Raw genomic sequence first — 20,102 nt, forward strand, 5'->3', positions numbered from 1 at the left:
CTATTTTTTCTTTTTGAAAGGCATAAGTTGTTCATTTTGATGTTGTTATTTGTAAAGTGATTTAATTAATATCTTTTCTCTTGATAGGTTATGTATTTTATAATGGTTGGATTTACATCAGTATTGACTCTAATTTCACTTTTAATCAATTTATTGTTTGCATTAAAAGTGTTGGTGTAATGATGCTCGATAACATCTGAAGAAACCAAATCTTCATAACGAGTCATGCTGATAGGCTTTTTATTAAGAAAGAATAAGTCTTGAAAAAAGTTTTCAGCAAAATAAGAGTCTAAAATGGCTAAAGCAGGTTGCGGTTTCATGAACTGATTAAAAGCATTGCCATTTGAGTATGTAATGTCAAAAGCAGTTGTACTAGAGAAGTAATAATATTCTAAATCATGTGCATCATTAAACTTCCATGTGTATGGAAAATTATACTTATAGGTATTTGTTGTACTATTATAATCAATATTATATTCGGTAGTTGTACCCGAATGGAGTTCGGTTATTTTAGACAGAAGACTATTTGTATATTGCATTTGGTATTCCCGTTCTATATTTGAAGGTTGCTCAACAATTTTTAATTTGGTTAATAATCTTTCTGAATTATAGCTACAAGTATAAATGATTTTATGGTTACCTGATCTATTTCTAGTTACGGTTTTGATTGAAAATTGATCATTGTAAGTGATATCTAATGTTTGATAAGATGCTGCTGCACTAGGATAAATTATTTCTACCTGAGTAGGTAAAAGAATGGTTTGGTAATCGTCGTCTTTACTACAACTCCAAGTAAGTATTGTTAAGACTAGAATGATTGATTTTAATAAATTGTTTTTCATCTTTTTTTAATAAAGGTTTCTTTTTTGATAAGTAATATCTAACTGATTTCCGCCACCAGTAAAATTGAGTACTACCGAAGTAATATTTCCATTTGTATCTCTGGTATTGATTAAATCGAAGTTTTGCACACCAAATTGGAAATGATTGATTTGTTTCTGGTTGAAAAAATAGAATAGATGGCCACTAAATAATGCCAAATCAAATTGAAGAGCTATTTGTGGGGTCACGTTTTTAAAAACGCCCTTTTTAGAACTGTCTAGAGTGAGGATTAAATCGGAAGCAATAAAAGTACTCGCATATTGAGTTGGGTTGTTACTTGCATCTACAGTAATAGTGTTACTGTCTGTGCCATCTAGTAATGTATAGGTATTAGAAGAAGCATTGTAAGTTATTGGGAATGTTTCGGTACTTCCGCTAGTAATGTCTACTATTGATGATAGTTTACCAGAACCATTGTATATAAAGTTACGTGTTTCAGGACCAGAAAGAAAACCAGTATTTGCAACACTACTTATTCTACCATTGGTATAAGAATATTGTTTTGTTTTTATACCATTGTTATCTTCAATTTCAATGGTTGAAATAGTATTGTTGTTGTTATACGTTATGCTAACAGTTTTATTGTTTACTGCATTGGTAAAATCGGTTAAATTTATTTGAGTTGGAAAGTATTCTTGTGGTGTAGGTTCGTCATCATTACTACAAGATACAAGAAGCACACTGCTGCAAATGAGTAAAAGTTTTTGAATTGTTTTCATGGTCATTTTTTTTTAAAATTTGTTTTTGTTACGATTTTATTTTTGTGAATAATATTTAATTCATATTCTCCTTTTTCGAGATGGTTAATGTTGATTAGAATTTTTTGTGAAGGTACTTTTGGTAAGTTTCCCTCATAATTGTATTTCTTTTTATTAGCCATTTTTTATTCCGTTTGTATTCCAAAATTAGCTAAGAAAGCGCCAATTGTTTTGTGAGTATGTAACAGGCTTTTGTAACATTGTAACAAATGAAAAAAGCCTCTAAAATGAGGCTTTTAACTAGTTTTTGTATTCTTTTTTATGTTATTTTTTATAGTATTCAGAAGGTGCTTTTTGATACAAATCTTTAAAACATTTGGAGAAATAATACACATCGTTGAAACCAACCGAATATGCAATTTCTGAAATAGAAAGCTTTTCATTTTTTAATAATTCTACTGCAATTTTTAATCTTTCATTTCTAATGAATTCTGTTGTAGAAACACCAAAAAGAGATTTTAATTTTCGATGTAATTGCATTCTACTAACATGCATTTTTTCAGCGAAAGCTTCCGTATTGAAATCTGGATTGGTAATTTCGTTATGAATGATTTCTTCTAATTTTGAAATAAATTTTTCATCTACAGAATTAATCACCACTTCTGTTGGTTTTAGAATAAGTTCCTGACTGTATCTTTTTTGTAGTTTTTTTCTTTCGTTAATTTGTTGTAAAACCGTTTGTTTTACGATTTCATGTTGAAAAGGTTTGGTAAGAAAAGCATCTGCTTCATTTTTTATGGCTTCTAATTGAACTTCGGAAGCTGTTTTGGCGGTTAGTAAAATGATAGGAATAAAAGAGGTAAGTTCGTTCGATTTTATTTGTTTTGTAAATGCTAATCCGTCCACTTTGGGCATCATAATATCTGAAAGAATACAATCAGGAATTTCTTTTTGAGCAATTTTCAGAGCTTGTTCTCCATTTTCTGCTTCATAAATTTTAAAATCCTCTTTAAAAATATCTTTTAAAATAGTTCTTATAGAAGCATTGTCATCGGCAATGAGAAGTATTGGTAAACCGTCTTCTGTAGTAAAGTTGTTATGAGTAGGCGTAGTGATTTCTTCTTTTTCTTTTTTAGGCACGCTTACAACTGCGTTTTTAAGTTGGGTGTGTAATGGGATTTCAAAAGAGATACTAATTTCTTGTTTTTCTAAAGTAGTATTTATTTTTGCTTCATATAAAGTAATCAATTCTTTCACTAAAGCTAAACCAATACCAACACCTGAATGATTGTTGTTTTTTTGATAAAAACGTTCAAAAAGCTTCTGTACATCGCTAGAACTAAGTGTTGCATTAGTATTCGTAATTGTACCTTTCAGAACGTTATTTTCAACTAGAAAAGTACCGTTGATTGAAGTAGCTTCATCACTATATTTAATAGCATTATGCATTAAATTTGTTATAATTTTTTCCAAAACATCTTTATCAAAAGGATAGTTTTCATTGGGTGTAGTAATGGTTAATTCTAACTTTTTATTGGATTCATTAGCCAAATATCCAAAAGGTTCCGTAATACTGTGTAAGAAATGATTTAAGTTATCTTCTTTTAAAATTAATTGTAATTGACCACTATCTATTTTTGAAAGAGCTAATAACTGATCTACTAATTCTAACATTCGGTTTGTATTTCTATCGATAAGCGTTAATTGTTTTTCTTGATCAGGTGTAGCATCATTTTGAAGTTGTTGTACAGGACTTTTAATTAATGTAAGTGGTGTTCTGAATTCGTGAGAAATATTAGCAAAAAAACGTGATTTTAAGGTGTTTAATTCTTCTAGTTTTTGAGCTGTTCTAATTTTATTTTTATAACCAAAAAACAGAAAAAAACCGGTTGCTAATAGCAGTAAAGAAATAATGATATAAATGTATTTTTGCTTTTCTGCTAGTTGATGTTTAGAAGTAAGCAAAGCAATTTCTTGTTCTTTTTTTTCAGTTTGATATTTAGCTTCTAGTTGATTAAAATTAATACTATTTTTTTTGATATCTACACTATCTTTATAGACAATATATTCATTGATTTTTTCATAGGCAGCTTCATTCTGCCCTTTCTGATGGTATAAATTTGAGAGTTGGTATAAACAATCAGAGAGCACTCCTAAATCGGTATTTTTTTCTTTTTTTAAGGTTGTAATCGCGTCTTGGTAAGCGGTTATTGCCTTATCCCGACTTTCAATTGCATTTAAAAAACTGGCGTAAGCCCAATACGCTTTTCCTAAATTTATAGTATTGGCATGGATTTTATTTTTTTCAATATTTTCTAAATAATACGTTTCAGCTTTATCATTTTGACCAATTCTTCGGTATAAAGAAGCAAAAGCCCAATAGGTATCATTTAATTCTTTAATTAGATGGTTTGTTTCAAAATATTTTTTAGCATTGTTGTAATAGGTAAGCGCTATTTCAGGTTCAGGATTTTCAGTTTCCACAAAAGTGGAACCATAATACAAACCTGAAAAATGCATTTCGGTTAAGGAATTACTTTCTTTAGCTTTATCATAGGCTTTTTTGAAATAGTCTTTTGCTCTTCCGTAAGTGGTTTTAGTAGGACTTTCATATCCTCTAAGAAACATTAAACCGATGTTTTGCAAAGCTTTAATTTGTGAATCATTGCTGTAATGATGTGCTTCACTAACAGAATCGGCTTTTAGGTAATTTGTAATGGCTAAATCGTCTTCATATTTAGAATAATGAATATTCCCTCTCACGTTTAAAACCGTTGCATACTGAACTACTTCTTTTTGAGTAGGTTTGTTTTTCAACGTTATGTATTCAATAGATTGTAGAGCATAATCAAAGAGTCTTAATTTTAGATAAGCGTTTGCAACTTTTATTTTTGCTTCATTAATTGAATAAACATCTGTTTTATTTTCAGCCAATTCCAATGCTTTTTGAGCATAGGTTAACGAAGCATTATAATTTAGAGTATTGAATGTTGAATCGGCTTTTTTTATATAAATAGATATGGAATCAGAAACGTTTTTATGTTGGGAAAACGAAGGGAAAGAAATGAATATACCGAATAGGATAAGAGAAATGTATTTCATGCTGATTGTTTGTGAATGACAAGTATACAAAAAAATAAAATTGATGTATAGATTAATGTAACAAGTTAAAGTTACATATTTTCAATGTATTGACAATCAGTTTTTAAAAATGTAAATAGACTGTTTAATTTACTTAGCAACGTCTAGCTACAATATTGGGAATAACATTAGAAATATAATAATTCATTTTTTCAAGATTGGCTTTGTGTGAATCATTCGTATTCCGTTCTTGAATGTTTTCCATTTCTTCTTGAGCGTTTTTATAGTCTATTATTTTGGTTTCCAAACAGGCTTTTTCATCTTGAAGTTTTGTATAATCGGGATTTCTATTCGTCATTCGGTCCAATTTTTTTTCAATAATAAGTATCCTTTTTTCGCATTCTAATTTTTTGACTTCAATGTCATCTTTTGGATCAAAACCTTCCAATGCATATTTGCTATTTTGTTCCGCGGGAGCACTGTCTTCAATGTATTTGTTCATGGCTCTTTTCCGTTTTTCTTCCATTTCCGTTTCTTGATTCAAGATTTCTTGCTCTTTGTTAGCAATTGTTCGTTCTGAATTGGTAGCTCGATTGATGTTTTCTTGTTTTTTTGCTAAATAGTCTTCTTTTACATTGGTAACTCGTTCGTGGTCCTCTGCTACGATATTTTCTCTTTTGCGATAATTACTTCCGTCAAAGCGAATGGAAACATTTTCAATATTTTCTATTTCTGCCGAGCCCTTTTCATTATCAATGCGTGTTACTAATTGGGTTTTGTTATCATAATAAATATACCCTAGACCTAGAAAACCTGCTGTCTTAGGATTAGAATTAGGGTTCAATTGTGTTTCATTTTGGTTTGCCAAATACACCAAATTATCGTGACCAGTTGTTGCTGAAACATTGTGATATTCTTGCGAATTATAATTCTGACTACTTACATTTAAGTTGTTTCCAGTAGGAGAGAAGTTCCGATTGAATTTTGCTATAGACATATTGGTTTCGTCTACAGCAATTTCATTCATAGGTAATCTATTTACTACTTGTTTTACACCATTAAATTCAATGTAATAATAGGTTTTTCCATTGGTATTAGTTAGTCTGTAATAAATTTTTACATTCTCATTGTGAGGAAATTCTATCCCGATTATTTCTTCCATCATTTCTTTGTTCATTCCCATGTAGCCTTTATTTGTATTCACTAAAAATGAAGTAGTATAAGAGTTACCCAAATTAGAATTAAAAGAAAATGTAATTTTTTTATCGAATGAAATACGTTCATTCGGATTAAAATCGGAAAAAGCAACAGGAATAGTTCCAGAAGGCGTATGTACTGTATCTTTTACTTCTTCCTCTTCAGGATTAAAAAAAAGATTGCGCTGACCTTGAATAAAACTCATACAGAAACCAAAACAACATAAGAAAAATCTTTTCATACCTTATATTTTTTTAAATTCAACACGTCTGTTTTCTGCTTTGCCTTCCGCTGTTTTATTATCTGCAACGGGTTCATTTTCTCCTTTTCCATCGGTTTGTAAAGCCTTTTCATTAATTGAAAAATGTTGTATAAAATAGTTTTGAACTGCTTGCGCTCTTTTTTGCGATAAAACTAAATTCGTTTTACTATCTCCATCACTATCGGTGTGACCAATAATTTTTAACCGAATATTTTTATCTTCAGCTAGTACTTTTCCAATTTTATCCAAATAAGCAAACGATTCTGTTTTGATTTTATCGGAACCAGAATCAAATACTATTTTTGTAGTATGGAAACCGCCTTTTAAAATTAAAGAACGAATGTCTTCCCCTTCTTCGGTAATTTTCATATTTGCTATTGCTAAGATATGACTTTCTTCTTGTTTTGTACCTCTTAAATAGAACTGAATATATCTGCCTACATTGTTTTGTAAAAAAGAAGGTAAATCGATAACTTTTTCATTATCAATATAAAGTCGTAATCTTTTTCCATTCACAACGACAGTAAAATGTGCCGTTTTATTAAAAATTGCATTCATTTTATAGTTAATATTGTTGTTTATTTTATTTTCTGTACCAAAGTTTTCTACATGAATTTTATCGGCGGTTGCACTACCTTGCCACAATGAAAAATGAAATTCGGCTCTTTGCTTTAGGTCTTTATTTAATTTGTTTTCGTTGGTAAACTGCACTCTAAATTCGGAACCTGAAAGTTCTTTATAGGCAAGGTTTTCTGTTATTAAATCAAATTCTAGAGCATAATTTTCTGGAAGTTTATTGGTTTTTGCAATACAAAGACTATTAGGATAAAAGCGAAATGCTTTTTCGTCTTTAACGGTTATAATTTCACCTCCACCAGTAGTTTCCCAATTCGCTGGAAAATCTCCTTTTGCATCTTCTTTAAAAGTTTCTTCAAAGATAATAGTACCATTTGGAAAAAAACTACTTCCAGTAACGATTTCTTGATTGGTCTTTTTATTGGTTCTATTTCCAGAATTTTTATCTGAGTTTTTCGTTTTTTTCTCTTTTTTCGTTTTTGCAGTACCAAAAACGCTATCAATAGCTTGGTTCGTTTTTTTAGACGATTCTTTTTCAACTTTACGTTCTACAGTGCGTTCAGCTGCTTTCTCAGCCTTCTCACTTAGTTTTTTAAAGAATTGTGCTTGTGTATTTGTAATAAAAAGAGAGCAAATAAGAGTTAAGATTATCGTTTTCATTTTTTTTAAAATTAATTACAAGTGGTTGTGGCATCTTTTATAATGGTTGTACCTGTTATTTCTAAATCGCAAACACTTTGTGGAATACTAGCTATAAAATTATCTGAAATATCAAGTGTTGTTAAGTGAATTAAAGTACTTAGTTGATTAGGAACTGTAGTAATTGAATTAGAATAAAAACTTAGGTATTCCAAATTCGTAATTTGTCCAATACCGATAGGAATAGTAGTAATTGAATTAGCTCCAAAATCTAATTCAGTTACTGTGGTAAGTTGACCAATTTGTGAAGGAATAGAGGTTAGATTATTGTTATATACATATAAACGGTCTAATTGCTCTAAATTACCTATTGCACTAGGTAAGTTATTAATGAGATTGTTGTTTAACCCCAAATAGGTTAACTTATTTAGATTTTGAATTTGACTTGGAAGAGTGGTTAATGCATTATTTCGTAATTCTAAATAAGTAATTTCAGTTAAAAACCCAATTGCGTTTGGAATGGTTGTAAGACCTTTATCAACCAGGTGCAAACTAGTTACTTTACCATTGGCATTTACCCCTACATTACTCCAAGTACTAATGTCTGTTGTTGTATCCCAGCCCAAAGTATTGCCAGGATTTGCATTATATAATGACATTAAGACTTCTCTTTGCGATAAGGTTACTGGTTGCGGATTTTCATCGTCACTACTGCAACTAGCTAGTAGTAAAAGTAGTACTACAAAATAACGTATTATATTTTTCATAATATTAGAATAAAGAGTTAATTGCATTTCCTGCTAAAACTAAAGAATTATTGTTAGTATTTTTATCATCGTTATTAGGGTTGCCATCCAAAAAAATATCTGGGTCATAACTAATTCTTAAGATAATATCGTTTTGGAATTCTGTAGCGACATCCCAATTTCTTGTATAACTAAAAGTAATTTCACTTCCAGAGTTTAAAACAGTTGGTAAGTTGGCAGTTGCCAAAACCGTTTCTGTAGTGGTACCTTGAGGTCGTTCAATTAAATAGGCAATTTGTTGTCCTTCGGTTGAACTAAAAGTAGTATTACCTACATTTTTAACATGTCCTCTTATTCTAACTTCTCCTGTTGTGGCAGAAGATTGAGAGACCATTTCGTAAGTAATAGCGTCAGCTTTTAAATCGATAGATGAAGGAACTGTTGCATCATCATCTGAGTTACAGGCTACTAAAAAGCAACAAATACTGGCTAGTAGAAATTTCATTTTTTTCATAGTTTCATTTTTTAAAAGTTGTTTTTTTTAAGATTTTGTTTTTATAGATTATATTGAGCTCATAATTTCCTTTTTCAAGATGATTAATATTTAGATAGATTTTTTGGGAAGGTGGTTTTTCCAAATGTCCTTCAAAATGATATTTTACTTTTTTTGACATTCTTGGCATTTGTTTCATTCAAAGGTATATTGAACTCATTTGTAATTAATTAACAGATGTAACAAAAGCATGAAATGATGTAACATGATGATGTTACTTCTCTATATTATAGGTATTCGAAGCGTTTTTTTAAAGATAAATAGAAATAAAAAAAGCTATCAATATAAATAGCTTACTTTGATTTTTGACATTCGGAAGGAGAAATAGTATATAAGTCTTTAAAGCATTTTGAGAAATAAGTCACTTCATTGAAACCTACAGCATAAGCAATTTCAGAAACCGTGGCACTTGAATTTTTTAATAAATCATGCGCCATTTTGAGACGTTCATTTCTAATAAATTCTGTTGCAGAAACGCCAAATAAAGATTTTAATTTGCGATGTAATTGCATGCGACTTAAGTTGGCTTCATTTGCAAAATCTTCAGCAGTAAAATCAGGATTTGATACATTTTTATCTAAAATGGTTTCCAATCGAGTTATGAATTTTTCATCGAAAGAATCGACTACAATTTTTGTAGGTTTTAAGACTAATTCTTGACTGTATCGTTCTTGTAATTTTTTCCTTTCGTTGATTAATTGCAAGACGGTTTCAATTATAACCTCATTGTGAAAAGGTTTCGTTAAAAAAGCATCCGCATTATTTTTTAAAGCTTCTATATGACTAATTTCTGTTACTTTTGCAGTTAACAAAATAACAGGAATATGAGAGGTTAATTCATTTGATTTTATGTTTTTGGTAAACTCAAAACCATCTATTTTTGGCATCATAACATCAGAAATAATGCAATCTGGTATTTCTTTTTGAGCTAATTGAACAGCATCTATTCCGTTTTCAGCTTCTATGATACGATACTTTTCTTCTAATAAAGATTTGAGCACGTTGCGTATCCCTTTATTATCGTCAACAATAAGTACTATTGGTTTCTCAGAGTTTGTTTTGGCTTCTATTTCTTCTGAGGAGTTCGTTTCTTTTAAATCCGAAGGTGTTATTTTTAGAGAATGAGTATTTGTTTTGTCTAAAGGAATCCAAACCAAAAAACTCAAGTTGTTATTTTCTAGTTTGGTTTCAATTTTGCCATCATAAAGAGCAACAAGTTCTTTTACTAATGCTAAACCAATACCAGTTCCGTGTTTTGATGTAGCTGTTTGATAGAAACGATCGAATAGTTTTGGAATATCTTCCGTTTTTATCCCTGAAACAGCATTGGTAACTGTCATTTTTAAGAAATTCGTTTCAATTTTACTTTCAAATTGAATGATTTCTTCAGGGTTATTAGTATATTTAAATGCGTTTGATAATAAGTTAGTTACGATTTTTTCAAGAACATCTTTGTCTAAAAAATAGGTTTCTGTTTCGTTAGGAAAGGTGTAAAGAAATTTTTTATCCTTTTCCTTTGCTTGAAAATCAAAAGATTCAATTATAGCTTGAAGTGTTGCTGTAATATGCTCTTCTTTTAAAATAAGCTTTAAGTTACCACTATCAATTTTTGAGAGTTCTAATAATTGGTTTACCAATTCGAGCATTCGATCTGAATTTTTTTCAATCAAGTGTAATTTTTCCAATTGTTTTTCCTGATTAATTTCCTTTTGTAAGCTTTGAACTGGACTTTTTATTAAAGTAAGAGGTGTTCTGAATTCGTGAGAAATATTGGCAAAAAAACGAGATTTTAATTCGTTTAGTTCTTTAATTTTTTGAGCTGTTTTAATTTTGTTTTTATAATATAATAAGAGGAAAATTGCTAGGGTTGTAATGAGTAAGGCAATGGCAAAGTAAATATACTTTTGTTTTTTTTCTATTTGATTTTGAGCAGATAATAAGGCTATCTTTTGCTCTTTTTTTTCGGTTTGATATTTTGTTTCTAAAGCAGAAGTTTGCAATCGATTTTCTTTTCGCATTCCATCTTCTCTTAAGTCATAAGCTAATTCATAATACCCGCTAGATTTTTTATAATTCTCCATTTTGGAATAACAAATGGCTAAGCTGTAAATAAGACGTTCATAAGGATCTATTCCAGTTAAATTAAGAGATTCATAAATTTGTTTTGCTTCTAATAAGTTATTAATAGCTTCTTTATATTCTTTTGTTTTTCGTCTTTGAAAGCTACCATAATACATTAAAGCACGAGCTAATTCTAATTGGTCGTCTTGACTTCTTAAATAGTTTAATCTTTTTAATTGTTCGTTTTTAGCTTTTTCTAGATCATTTAATTCTAAATAATAAGCGGTTGATAATAAATACAATTGTGAAATATTCCTTATGTTATCCTCTTTTGTTTGGTAATAACGAAAAGCGAGATCGATATATTTTTTTGCTTCCTCAAGTTTTCCCATCAATTGATACACATCAGCCAAATAACTATAAATCAAATGAATCATTTCTTCTGATTTAATTTTTTGAGCAATTTGTAACGCTTCAAGCAGGAGTTTTTCTGAAATAGCAGTATTTTTCTCCGTAAATTTTAATCTAGATATTTCAGATCTTCTAATGATAGCATCTATCGTCGTTTTATTATTGATGTTATACTTTTTAGAAAGAGAATCTATTTTTAAGAATAGCGGTAAAGAAGTAGCCAATTCATTATCAAAAAAAGCGGCTAAACCTTGTGCATAGTATAGTTCAATCTGTAATGTTTTTTTAGGATATTTTTGAGCAATAGTAGATGCAATTTCTAAATAATTTACAGTATCTTTTTCAATAATTTTTGAAGAAATTCTGAATAATTGTAGTGCTGCAATTATTTTTAAGGAATCATTTTTTTTATCTTTCACTAATAGATATCCTTGCTTGGCAAAAAGATATGCACTATCTACTTTACTGTTTTTTCTGTAAATTTCGGCTAATTCATAGTACAAATTTCCTTTTACTTCTTCAGATGATTCGTTTTGAATTTTATGCTCTAAAAGTGCAATGGTTTTATTTTGTGAATAGCCATTTATTACAATTAAGTAGAGTACTATGGAAATCCAATTTTTCATAGGATATAATTATATAGAGTAAAGTTATACAATTATACTATCAATAATTAATTTTTAATTATTGATTTGTAACATTTTGAATGTTACACGTTTTTAAGTTTTTTCCGTAAAAAAAAAGAGCATCAAAGTGCTCTTTTCATTCAAATTAACATCTATTTTTTTATAAAAGGAATAGTTTGTTCATACATTGTAACTGTATCGGTTATTCTAAAAAGATATGTTCCAGAAGGAAAATGACTTATATTTATAGTTTTTGGAGTAGGCTGTTGTAAGTAAAGAATTTCTTGTCCAAATCCATTGAAAATAGTTATAGCTGGGTTACTCATTTTTTTACTGTATTGAAAAGAAATGCTTTCATTAGCAGGATTTGGAAAAAGTACAACTTCAGAAGAGTTGTATGTTTCTTCTTTTACGTTTATATCAGTTAATTCCATTCTTGAAGCTGAAGTAGTTGACCAATCAAAAGCTTCCCAACCTGAAACAGTTTCTCTATTGCAATTCATTCCTGAGCCAGAACCACCTTCTGAACTTACAAATTTACCATTAAACCCTTTTAATGCTATTTGTCCATTCATTTCAACCCATTCAAAAGCTTCCCAACCTGCAATGGCATTACTAGAACAAGTCATAGCGGCAGTACCATTTTGAGAATTAACATATTTTCCATTATTGCCTCTAAGAGCTATTTTGCCATCTCCAGCATTTATAACTGTAAATTTCTCCCATAAACTAACACTAGTACGATTTGCTGTAATTGGACCTACACCATTATTGGAACATACATATTGATTGCTATTACGTAACCAAATAGTTTGATTGAATGGTTTTGAAGGAATTAGTAAATCGTGTAATGCATTTTTATAAGAAGCATTAGCTAATTTTATATTATTTATCAAACCATTTAACCAAGATTCTGTGTTGCTAGTGGAAGGTTTAGTACCTCCATATTTAAGATAATTGGTTATGGTGTCCCATCCAGAGGTGCTATTAAAAGAATAAATAGAACGGTCTGTGTTTTGTCTTTTCCAAGCCCAAAAAGCCCAACCTACATTTTGTGTGTCATAGTCTATTCGAGCCGATTTTACCCAAGTAGCTGTATTTTCTCCAAATTCACCCGTCCATAATGGGATATTTAAATTGTTTGCCAAATTTTTTATAGTCGTTAAACTTGGGTTGGGATTACTTTCCCCTTGAGAACCATAATAATGGTTTGAAAAAACTAAGTTATTGTCCCAACGTTCTTGCATATCATAAAAGTCGCTAGAATAATAATTTCCTTCCGCAAAAATTAAATGATTGCTGTCTTCAGAACGTATTTGAGCAGTCATTTCTTTGTAAGCTTGCTTCAGTTTGTATTTTTCAGATTGAATGTCTAATTTAGGTTCGTTTAGTAAATCATAGCCTGCAATCCATTCGTTTCCTGCATAGTTTTTGTAGTGATTCGCAATGTGTTTCCAAACTTTTTTAGCTATTTCTACATTGGCCCAATTATTTCCCCAGAAAGTAACACTCGTTCCAGGATTGTCGGAATGATGGTCAGGATTTTGATAACCTGGTGCTGCATGCATACATAATATTACATAAATATTATTAGCACTTGCCCAATTAACTGCCTTGTCTAGCCAAACAAAACCATCATTTTTAACCGTATTAGAACTGCTATTCCAAAACATATTATAATGATACGGAATTCGTATTACGTTATAACCTAATTCTTTTACTCTGGCAAAATCGGCATTTGTGATGTAATTATTTCTCCAATTAGTTTCAAAATTTTGAATTTTTGTTTCATTATTGCCCAACAAATCTTTCAAACCAGCTCGTATTTGAGAATGTGATTTTATACCGTTTTGATCTAAATTCATCATGTAACCTTCCCACAAAAGCCAATTCCCAAAATTAACTCCTCTGAGTGTAATAGGGTTTCCCTCTTTTAAAATTTTACTTCCTGTTGCAGAAACTGTTAAACGTTGTGCATAATTTATGGCTGTACACAATAAGAGGATACTAAGCCAAATTGTCTTTTTATTTTTTAATGTTTTCATGTGTTTGTTTTGAATTAATTTTTGTTTTGATCTATTAAAAAAAGAGACAATTGACTAGTATATGTCTTATAGTATTAAATAATAGATTTCTGGATGTAATGCATTGTTCTAATTTAATTAAACGATATTTTTATTTACTTTTTTTAAGCTTATTCGCTTATTATTGATTGAATCGCATGAGCAGGTATTTCAATACTGATTTCTTTATTTTGTAGGATTAATTTATACGTAATCAAATTATCCGTTTTATTCATTACTATGGTTACAATTTGTCCATTAGGATTTTTAAAAGAAGTACTTTCTAAGGAACTTCTGCTAGTTGCTGTACTTATTCTTTTGGCATTGGGTTGGATAAATTTTGAAAAATGACCAATATAATAGTAGGATGGAGTATAAATTAATTCGTTTTTACTTAAATCCGCATGAATAGGCGCAAAGCAAAAATTTCCTACATGATTTGGACCACCGTGTTCATCTAATAGTATATTCCAATCGGTCCAACCTACAGTTCCATTATTAAAATCGTTAATCATAGCATTACCGTATTTTTCTCCATGACTCCATTTTTGATATTCCTTTGCGTTAAAGACTTCTTTGCAACCTTCTGTAAATAATAGATTTTTTGTTGGATAGGATTCATTCACAGCTTTAACATTGTCAAATTTTGGCTCGGCTCCAGTCCAAGTTTCGTACCAATGAAAACCCAATCCCCAAACATATTTAGCCGCTTCTTTATCTTCAAAAATGGTGTTTGCACGATGAACCATTAAATCTCGATTATGATCCCAAACAATGATTTTCTTCTCTTGATAACCTTCTTTCTCCATAGTAGGACCTAAATGATTCTTCAAAAAATCTCTTTCTTCTTCAGCAGTATAAATACATGATTCCCATGTTTGTGTAGCCATTGGCTCATTTTGTATGGTAAACCCCCAAACAGGAATATCTTCTTGCTCATATGCTTTGATAAATTTAGTATAATAAGTTGCCCAAGAAGCATAATATTTTGGTAATAATTGTCCGCCTTGAAGCATGTTTTGGTTACTTTTCATAAATGCTGGAGGACTCCAAGGACTGAAATAGAAAACAAGATTTTTTCCAATCAATTTTTGTGCTTTTTTGATTAGAGGAATTTTAAACTGCTTGTCAACAGCAATCGAAAACGTGTTTAATTGTTCGTCGTCGTCTTGTATATAAGTATAACTTGTGGAACTAAAATCACAACTATTCATATTGGTACGAATAATATTGTAATTGTTTCCATTTTTACTGTAATACGCATTTAAAAATTCTTGTTGTTTGTCTTCACTAAGTTTAGCAAATACTTCAGCAGAAGCATCCGTAATAGCACCTCCAATTCCTAAAAAAGTTTGGAATTCTACCGCATCGTTTACAGTAATAAAAGTTTCAATTTCTTTAGGTTGTTGCGTTGTAACAAAGCTTTTCGTATCGGATAAACTTAATCGCAACGTTGTATTTTCAGCTGTGGTGTATACTTGAGCTTTTTCTATAGTTGTTTTCGTTACTTCTTGTTTTTCAATTACAGGTGCTTTTTCAGTACTAGATGAATTAGATTGCTGGCAAGAATTTGTAATTAAATTAAATAGGGCAAATATAAATAAAGGTGTTTTTTTCATTTCTATTTTCATTTTACCAAACATAAGTAGCAACTGCTCCAGCAGGAAGAACAGTGGTTACAGGTTCAGTTGAGGCATTTATATTAAAAGATTTTTGTGTGTCTGTATTATTTAAAACGACAACTACAATTTTATTATCAGGAGTTTTGTAAGCTACATTTGGTAATTCAATAGAGTAATTGGATTGAATTCTTACAGAACCTGCTGGTACAAATTTTGAACTGTGTGCAATAATGTAATAAGCAGGATTTCTTTCGTAGTTATTTCCATCAATAGTAATGGCTCCAAGACATTCAGTACATCCACCTGGTGTATGAGGATTATTAGTTGGATCTGCGGCTAAATTCCATTGTAGTACCGTTTTGCTCCAATTGCGTGGCGCACCAATCATTAATTCTCTAAAATGCCATTTAATATCACCAGCAAAGCTACCAGGTGCTTGAATCCATTGTTCTGTAAAATATACATTTTTATCTGGATGTGCATTATGAACCAGACTCATATTATCGATTTGTCCAGCATATAAATGAAAAGCAGAACCATCTACAAAATTTTTAGCTACAGCATCATCTAAAATTGAAATAGGATAATTTGGATGGTCTAGATTATGATCAAAAAGGATAATTTTTGTTGTAATATTGTTTGAAGCAAAAGCAGGACCAAGGTGATTTTTGATAAAATCAGCTTGTTGTGGTGCTGTCATTACCATACTAGGATTGTTGTATGGATTTTCTGGTTCATTTTGAATTGTTATGGCATCAATTGTTATACCATTAGCTTGCATTGCCTGAATATATTTAACAAAATAATTGGCATAAGTTGCATAATAATTGGTTTGCAATTCACCACCTATAGTAGCTTGATTGGTTTTCATCCAAGCAGGAGCAGACCATGGCGAGCCTAAGATTTTAATATTGGGATTAATTGCTTTAATTTGAGTTAAAACAGGAATTAGGTTATTTAAATCTGGAGCAATAGAGAACTGATCTAAATTTACATCTGTTTGTCCGCTCGGTAAATCGTTGTAAGAGAATACAGAGGCATCCAAATCGGAAGCCCCTATACTAATTCTCAAATAACTAACACCTATACTGTTTTCTCCTGTGCCAAAAAGTTCTTCTAATAAGTTATTTTTAGCAGAAGGAGACATATTATTAATTAATTGGGCACTTCCACCAGTTAAGGAATAACCAAAACCATCCATGGTTTGATAAATAGTGTTTTCAGAAACCGTAATGGTAAAATTATTATTTTGTGTTAACGGTTGGATACCACTACTTTGTAAGGCTATAAGACTAGATTTACTAGGTGTGGTTAAGTAAAATTTTGCATTTACACTTTCTACAGATGGTGGTGGATAGTAAGGTAAATTTTTGTCATCGCAACTGTTCTCTGAAAGAACAATTAAAGGGATCATTATCAATTTGAATGTTTTTAAGGCAATTCGATTAAGCATAAGTATATTTTTGAATTATTGTTGTACAAAAGTGTAAGTTCCAGATTGGTAATCATCATCTAAAGTTATAGTAACTACATAATTACCAGCTGATGTTATATTGTTAATGTTTGATCCACCACCATTTGTAATAGAACCTGTTAGGGCAGTTGGAGTAGTTGAACCCATATCAAAATCCCATGGACTGATGAACTTCATATCATAGTTAGTACTTAAAGCTGTTGTAATAGTGTAGGTGTTTGGATGTTGATACGTCATAGTAAATTCATCTCGATTTTCCCATACTTGCCAATGAAACAACTTGAAATTGTAGTATTCCCAATTTACTTTAGACTGACTAAAGTCAATTGTTAATCGTAAAGCACGATCATTAGCAATAGTTATGGCATTGGTACTTTCTGTAATAGTATTATTTCCGATTACTTTATCTGCATCTGGAGTGCTAGAATCACCAAGAGCTCCATTAATGGCATAACTAGTTCCCGAACCATTTGACTCTGAATTTAAAGAATAATTTACTGAAGTTTGTAAAGGAATAAATTTATCTAAACTGAAAACATCTCCCGATTTATTAAATTCTTCAATCATGGTACCATTTGCAAATAGAAATAATTGGTTAGGTGTAACAATCGGATCTGGAGCCGTGTTATCGATTTCCATGTTGTAGGTGTACCCTGTTGCAGATAAGTTTAGTGTAACGAAATAATGTCCTAAATTAGTAGATGGAATATCTTCATAGCTAAGTCCTTGAGAAGTAGCTTGGGATTCCATAATTACACGGTTTGTTGTTCCAGTAACTCTTTTTAGAAGATAACCCCAATTTTCATTGGCACGAAACGCAAAATTTCCAGTGTTAACTAATTGTATAGAAGCTTTCCAAATGCCACCACCCTGATAGGTTAAAGGTTCATCACCACCCCAGCCGTTATTTATTGGATCACCCACAACACTCCATTTCTCTATTTTTAATACATCATAAGTAGCATTATCTAAATCAACATTGATTCGATATTCTCCAGATTCTGTAACCGTTATTGGAATACCAGATTTTACTAAATCACCATTAGCGTTTGTCCCGTATTGATGACAAGGTAATTGTTTTTCACTGTAAAATTTATAAGTGTTACCAGCTGTCAATCGAGTATATACTTCATGTCTATTTGAAGGTGCTCCAGAGCTATTGTTCAAACGTTTTAGTGCAATAGCATTATTTAAATCGTTATTGTTTTCTGTTGCAGTTCCTGAGATGTATAATTTAATTGGAATAATCTCGGTTGGAAATCTTTTGAATGAAATAGTACGACTTGATGCATACACTACTCGATCTAAACATTTCGCTTTGACTGTCCAAGTGATGTTTGCAAAATCGTCAATAGGATAGCCACTATATGATAAATATTCATCTATTGTTCTGTGAGATATTGCTAAAGAATGGTCTTTTCCAGCACTTCCAGAAGGTAATTCTAAAATTGGAGTATCAAAAGAAGTTGAACCTAAAGTGTCAAAAACAACACTATACGTTATAGCAAAATCTGCTGAAGATGAAGCAGGAGACCAATCAAAAGTTACGGTTTCATTAGGTGCTTCTTCCTCTAGTTCTACACTTGTATTATCTGTAGGGATTATTAATTTAGCGGGAGTTAAACTCCAATTACCCAGTGGATCTAGATTGTCTTTTTCACAACCCATGAAGAACCAACTAATACTAATTAAGCAAAGTATTTTATAATAATGTTTCATAATAGCTGTTTTATAGTGGATTTTGAGTTAAAGCAGGATTTCTATCTCTTTCTTGTTGTGGAATAGGAAGCAAAATCTTAGCTTGAGTCATGTTGTAATTAACAGGATTACCATTTCTTAAATCAATTTCAATGAGATTATTCATAGTTGAAACAGCCAGATTGTATCGAACTAAATCATCCCATCGATGTCCTTCTTGAAATAATTCTAACCTTCTTTCCTTCAAAATAGTTTCTCTTAAAACCGTTTTTGAACTTTTTTGACTTGGTGTTAAATCTGGAAGGTTTACTCTTGTTCTAATTCTATTAACTTCTGTAGCTGCTGGTTCTAATTGTTCCAGTTCGTTCAAAGCTTCTGCTTTTAATAAAATAATATCTCCTAATCGTAATAAATACTGACGGTTAGAACTTGCAAAACCACCAGCAATTTTCCATTTGTAGCTAAAAGGAATACTACTACCAGTTGCATTACCCCAGTATTCATCAACCCATTGTACAGATTCAAATTTTATGCTTGCATTTTTTCTTACATTATCTGCTTGTTCATCAAAAGCATCAATCAAATTATGAGACGGTGTCACAAATTTTCTCCAACTATCACCTGTTAATGAAGGAGGTAATAATAATTGTGGACCATAATTTCCTTCATTTCCGCCTAAATATTGTACTTCAATAATGGATTCAGCATTGTTGTAATTATTTCCATCAAATAAATTATCATAATTAATTAAAATGTAATTTGCTGCGCTATTTTCTACCAATTGAATATGGTTTAGTACTTTTTGATAATCCGGATTTGGTTTTTGAGCATACACTTTAGCTAATAATGCGTTTGCAGCACCAGCAGTAGCTCTTGCTTTGGTAATACTTGTGTCTGAATAAGTATCTGGTAATAAATCGCTAGCAAGTAATAAGTCTTCAATAATTGTTGCATAAACTTCTTCTACCGAGGATCTAGGTACATTTACTGCAGAAGGTTCGGCAGATGTACTATAGTTTGTAATTAACGGAACGCCTCCCCATAATTTAACTAAGGTAAAATAATGATACGCTCTTAAAAAATAAGCTTCTCCTTTTATTTGCTGTTTTCTTTCATTACTTAATAAAGGATCATTAATACCATCTACATTGTCAATTACTAAATTTGCTTTAGCAATCGCATTATAAAGATTAGACCAGTTTTTAAATAACCTTGAATTGGTAGGAGTTACTTCTAATTTATCGATAGTAAAAATTTCAGGATTGTCTCCTCCGGCATAGGCATTATCTGCTCTTACATCTGAAAATAGGATGTTATCCCATACGTAATATTCTGCAGACTGAAATGACTCATAGGCACCCACTAATGCGGCTTCAATTTGTGAGCCTGTTTCATAACCGTTACCGCTAGTTTCTTCAGAAATTGGTTTTAAATCTAAAAAATCATCACATGAAATGATAGAAATAATCGTAAGTAATAAGATTGTTATTTTAAATTTTTTCATAGTATTTTT

At 30.7% G+C, this 20,102-nt stretch carries 13 protein-coding genes; all 13 read right to left on the reverse strand.

Annotation, left to right across the window (positions count from 1 at the left end; all coding sequences use genetic code 11):
• Positions 1-65: 65 nt before the first annotated feature.
• The 13 genes from CX675_RS10075 to CX675_RS10135 all read right to left on the reverse strand — a co-directional run bounded on the left by CX675_RS10075 (position 66) and on the right by CX675_RS10135 (position 20,093).
• On the reverse strand, positions 66-842 hold the full coding sequence (locus tag CX675_RS10075) for a hypothetical protein (protein ID WP_130735109.1): 777 nt from the start codon (positions 840-842) through the stop codon (positions 66-68).
• A gap of 6 nt (positions 843-848) precedes the next feature.
• Complete coding sequence (locus tag CX675_RS10080; protein ID WP_130735110.1) at positions 849-1,601, reverse strand: hypothetical protein; 753 nt, start codon at positions 1,599-1,601, stop codon at positions 849-851.
• Positions 1,602-1,904: 303 nt separating this feature from the next.
• Positions 1,905-4,682: a response regulator gene (locus CX675_RS10085; protein WP_130735111.1), complete on the reverse strand. Its 2,778-nt coding sequence runs from the start codon at positions 4,680-4,682 to the stop codon at positions 1,905-1,907.
• A gap of 133 nt (positions 4,683-4,815) precedes the next feature.
• Positions 4,816-6,099, reverse strand: coding sequence for a hypothetical protein (locus tag CX675_RS10090; protein WP_130735112.1), 1,284 nt, complete (start codon positions 6,097-6,099; stop codon positions 4,816-4,818).
• A gap of 3 nt (positions 6,100-6,102) precedes the next feature.
• Entirely contained in the window at positions 6,103-7,356 is a 1,254-nt protein-coding gene (locus CX675_RS10095) for an OmpA family protein (RefSeq protein WP_130735113.1), read from the reverse strand.
• A gap of 11 nt (positions 7,357-7,367) precedes the next feature.
• Complete coding sequence (locus CX675_RS10100; RefSeq protein ID WP_165396019.1) at positions 7,368-8,102, reverse strand: leucine-rich repeat domain-containing protein; 735 nt, start codon at positions 8,100-8,102, stop codon at positions 7,368-7,370.
• Between the two features lie 4 nt (positions 8,103-8,106).
• Positions 8,107-8,586, reverse strand: a complete 480-nt coding sequence (locus CX675_RS10105; RefSeq protein ID WP_165396020.1) for a hypothetical protein — start codon at positions 8,584-8,586, stop codon at positions 8,107-8,109.
• A 341-nt stretch (positions 8,587-8,927) separates the two neighbouring features.
• Positions 8,928-11,732, reverse strand: a complete 2,805-nt coding sequence (locus tag CX675_RS10110) for a response regulator (protein ID WP_130735116.1) — start codon at positions 11,730-11,732, stop codon at positions 8,928-8,930.
• Positions 11,733-11,884: 152 nt separating this feature from the next.
• Entirely contained in the window at positions 11,885-13,777 is a 1,893-nt protein-coding gene (locus CX675_RS10115) for a cellulase family glycosylhydrolase (RefSeq protein ID WP_130735117.1), read from the reverse strand.
• A 149-nt stretch (positions 13,778-13,926) separates the two neighbouring features.
• Positions 13,927-15,414: a glycoside hydrolase family 30 beta sandwich domain-containing protein gene (locus CX675_RS10120; protein ID WP_130735118.1), complete on the reverse strand. Its 1,488-nt coding sequence runs from the start codon at positions 15,412-15,414 to the stop codon at positions 13,927-13,929.
• Positions 15,415-15,427: 13 nt separating this feature from the next.
• Entirely contained in the window at positions 15,428-16,870 is a 1,443-nt protein-coding gene (locus CX675_RS10125) for a glycoside hydrolase family 30 beta sandwich domain-containing protein (RefSeq protein WP_205728625.1), read from the reverse strand.
• A 15-nt stretch (positions 16,871-16,885) separates the two neighbouring features.
• Complete coding sequence (locus CX675_RS10130; RefSeq protein ID WP_130735120.1) at positions 16,886-18,610, reverse strand: SusE domain-containing protein; 1,725 nt, start codon at positions 18,608-18,610, stop codon at positions 16,886-16,888.
• 10 nt (positions 18,611-18,620) lie between these two features.
• Positions 18,621-20,093 carry a RagB/SusD family nutrient uptake outer membrane protein gene (locus CX675_RS10135; protein WP_205728626.1) on the reverse strand — a complete coding sequence of 491 codons (1,473 nt, stop codon included), beginning with the start codon at positions 20,091-20,093 and terminating at the stop codon, positions 18,621-18,623.
• Between the last annotated feature and the right edge of the window lie 9 nt (positions 20,094-20,102).

Source organism: Flavobacterium sp. J27 (genome assembly GCF_004303025.1).
Taxonomy (GTDB): Bacteria; Bacteroidota; Bacteroidia; order Flavobacteriales; family Flavobacteriaceae; genus Flavobacterium.

Coding starts and splice junctions, on each gene's coding strand:
- CX675_RS10075 (WP_130735109.1), bottom strand. CDS start 842: ATGAAAAACAATTTATTAAAATCAATCATTCTAGTCTTAACAATACTT.
- CX675_RS10080 (WP_130735110.1), bottom strand. CDS start 1,601: ATGAAAACAATTCAAAAACTTTTACTCATTTGCAGCAGTGTGCTTCTT.
- CX675_RS10085 (WP_130735111.1), bottom strand. CDS start 4,682: ATGAAATACATTTCTCTTATCCTATTCGGTATATTCATTTCTTTCCCT.
- CX675_RS10090 (WP_130735112.1), bottom strand. CDS start 6,099: ATGAAAAGATTTTTCTTATGTTGTTTTGGTTTCTGTATGAGTTTTATT.
- CX675_RS10095 (WP_130735113.1), bottom strand. CDS start 7,356: ATGAAAACGATAATCTTAACTCTTATTTGCTCTCTTTTTATTACAAAT.
- CX675_RS10100 (WP_165396019.1), bottom strand. CDS start 8,102: ATGAAAAATATAATACGTTATTTTGTAGTACTACTTTTACTACTAGCT.
- CX675_RS10105 (WP_165396020.1), bottom strand. CDS start 8,586: ATGAAATTTCTACTAGCCAGTATTTGTTGCTTTTTAGTAGCCTGTAAC.
- CX675_RS10110 (WP_130735116.1), bottom strand. CDS start 11,732: ATGAAAAATTGGATTTCCATAGTACTCTACTTAATTGTAATAAATGGC.
- CX675_RS10115 (WP_130735117.1), bottom strand. CDS start 13,777: ATGAAAACATTAAAAAATAAAAAGACAATTTGGCTTAGTATCCTCTTA.
- CX675_RS10120 (WP_130735118.1), bottom strand. CDS start 15,414: ATGAAAAAAACACCTTTATTTATATTTGCCCTATTTAATTTAATTACA.
- CX675_RS10125 (WP_205728625.1), bottom strand. CDS start 16,870: ATGCTTAATCGAATTGCCTTAAAAACATTCAAATTGATAATGATCCCT.
- CX675_RS10130 (WP_130735120.1), bottom strand. CDS start 18,610: ATGAAACATTATTATAAAATACTTTGCTTAATTAGTATTAGTTGGTTC.
- CX675_RS10135 (WP_205728626.1), bottom strand. CDS start 20,093: ATGAAAAAATTTAAAATAACAATCTTATTACTTACGATTATTTCTATC.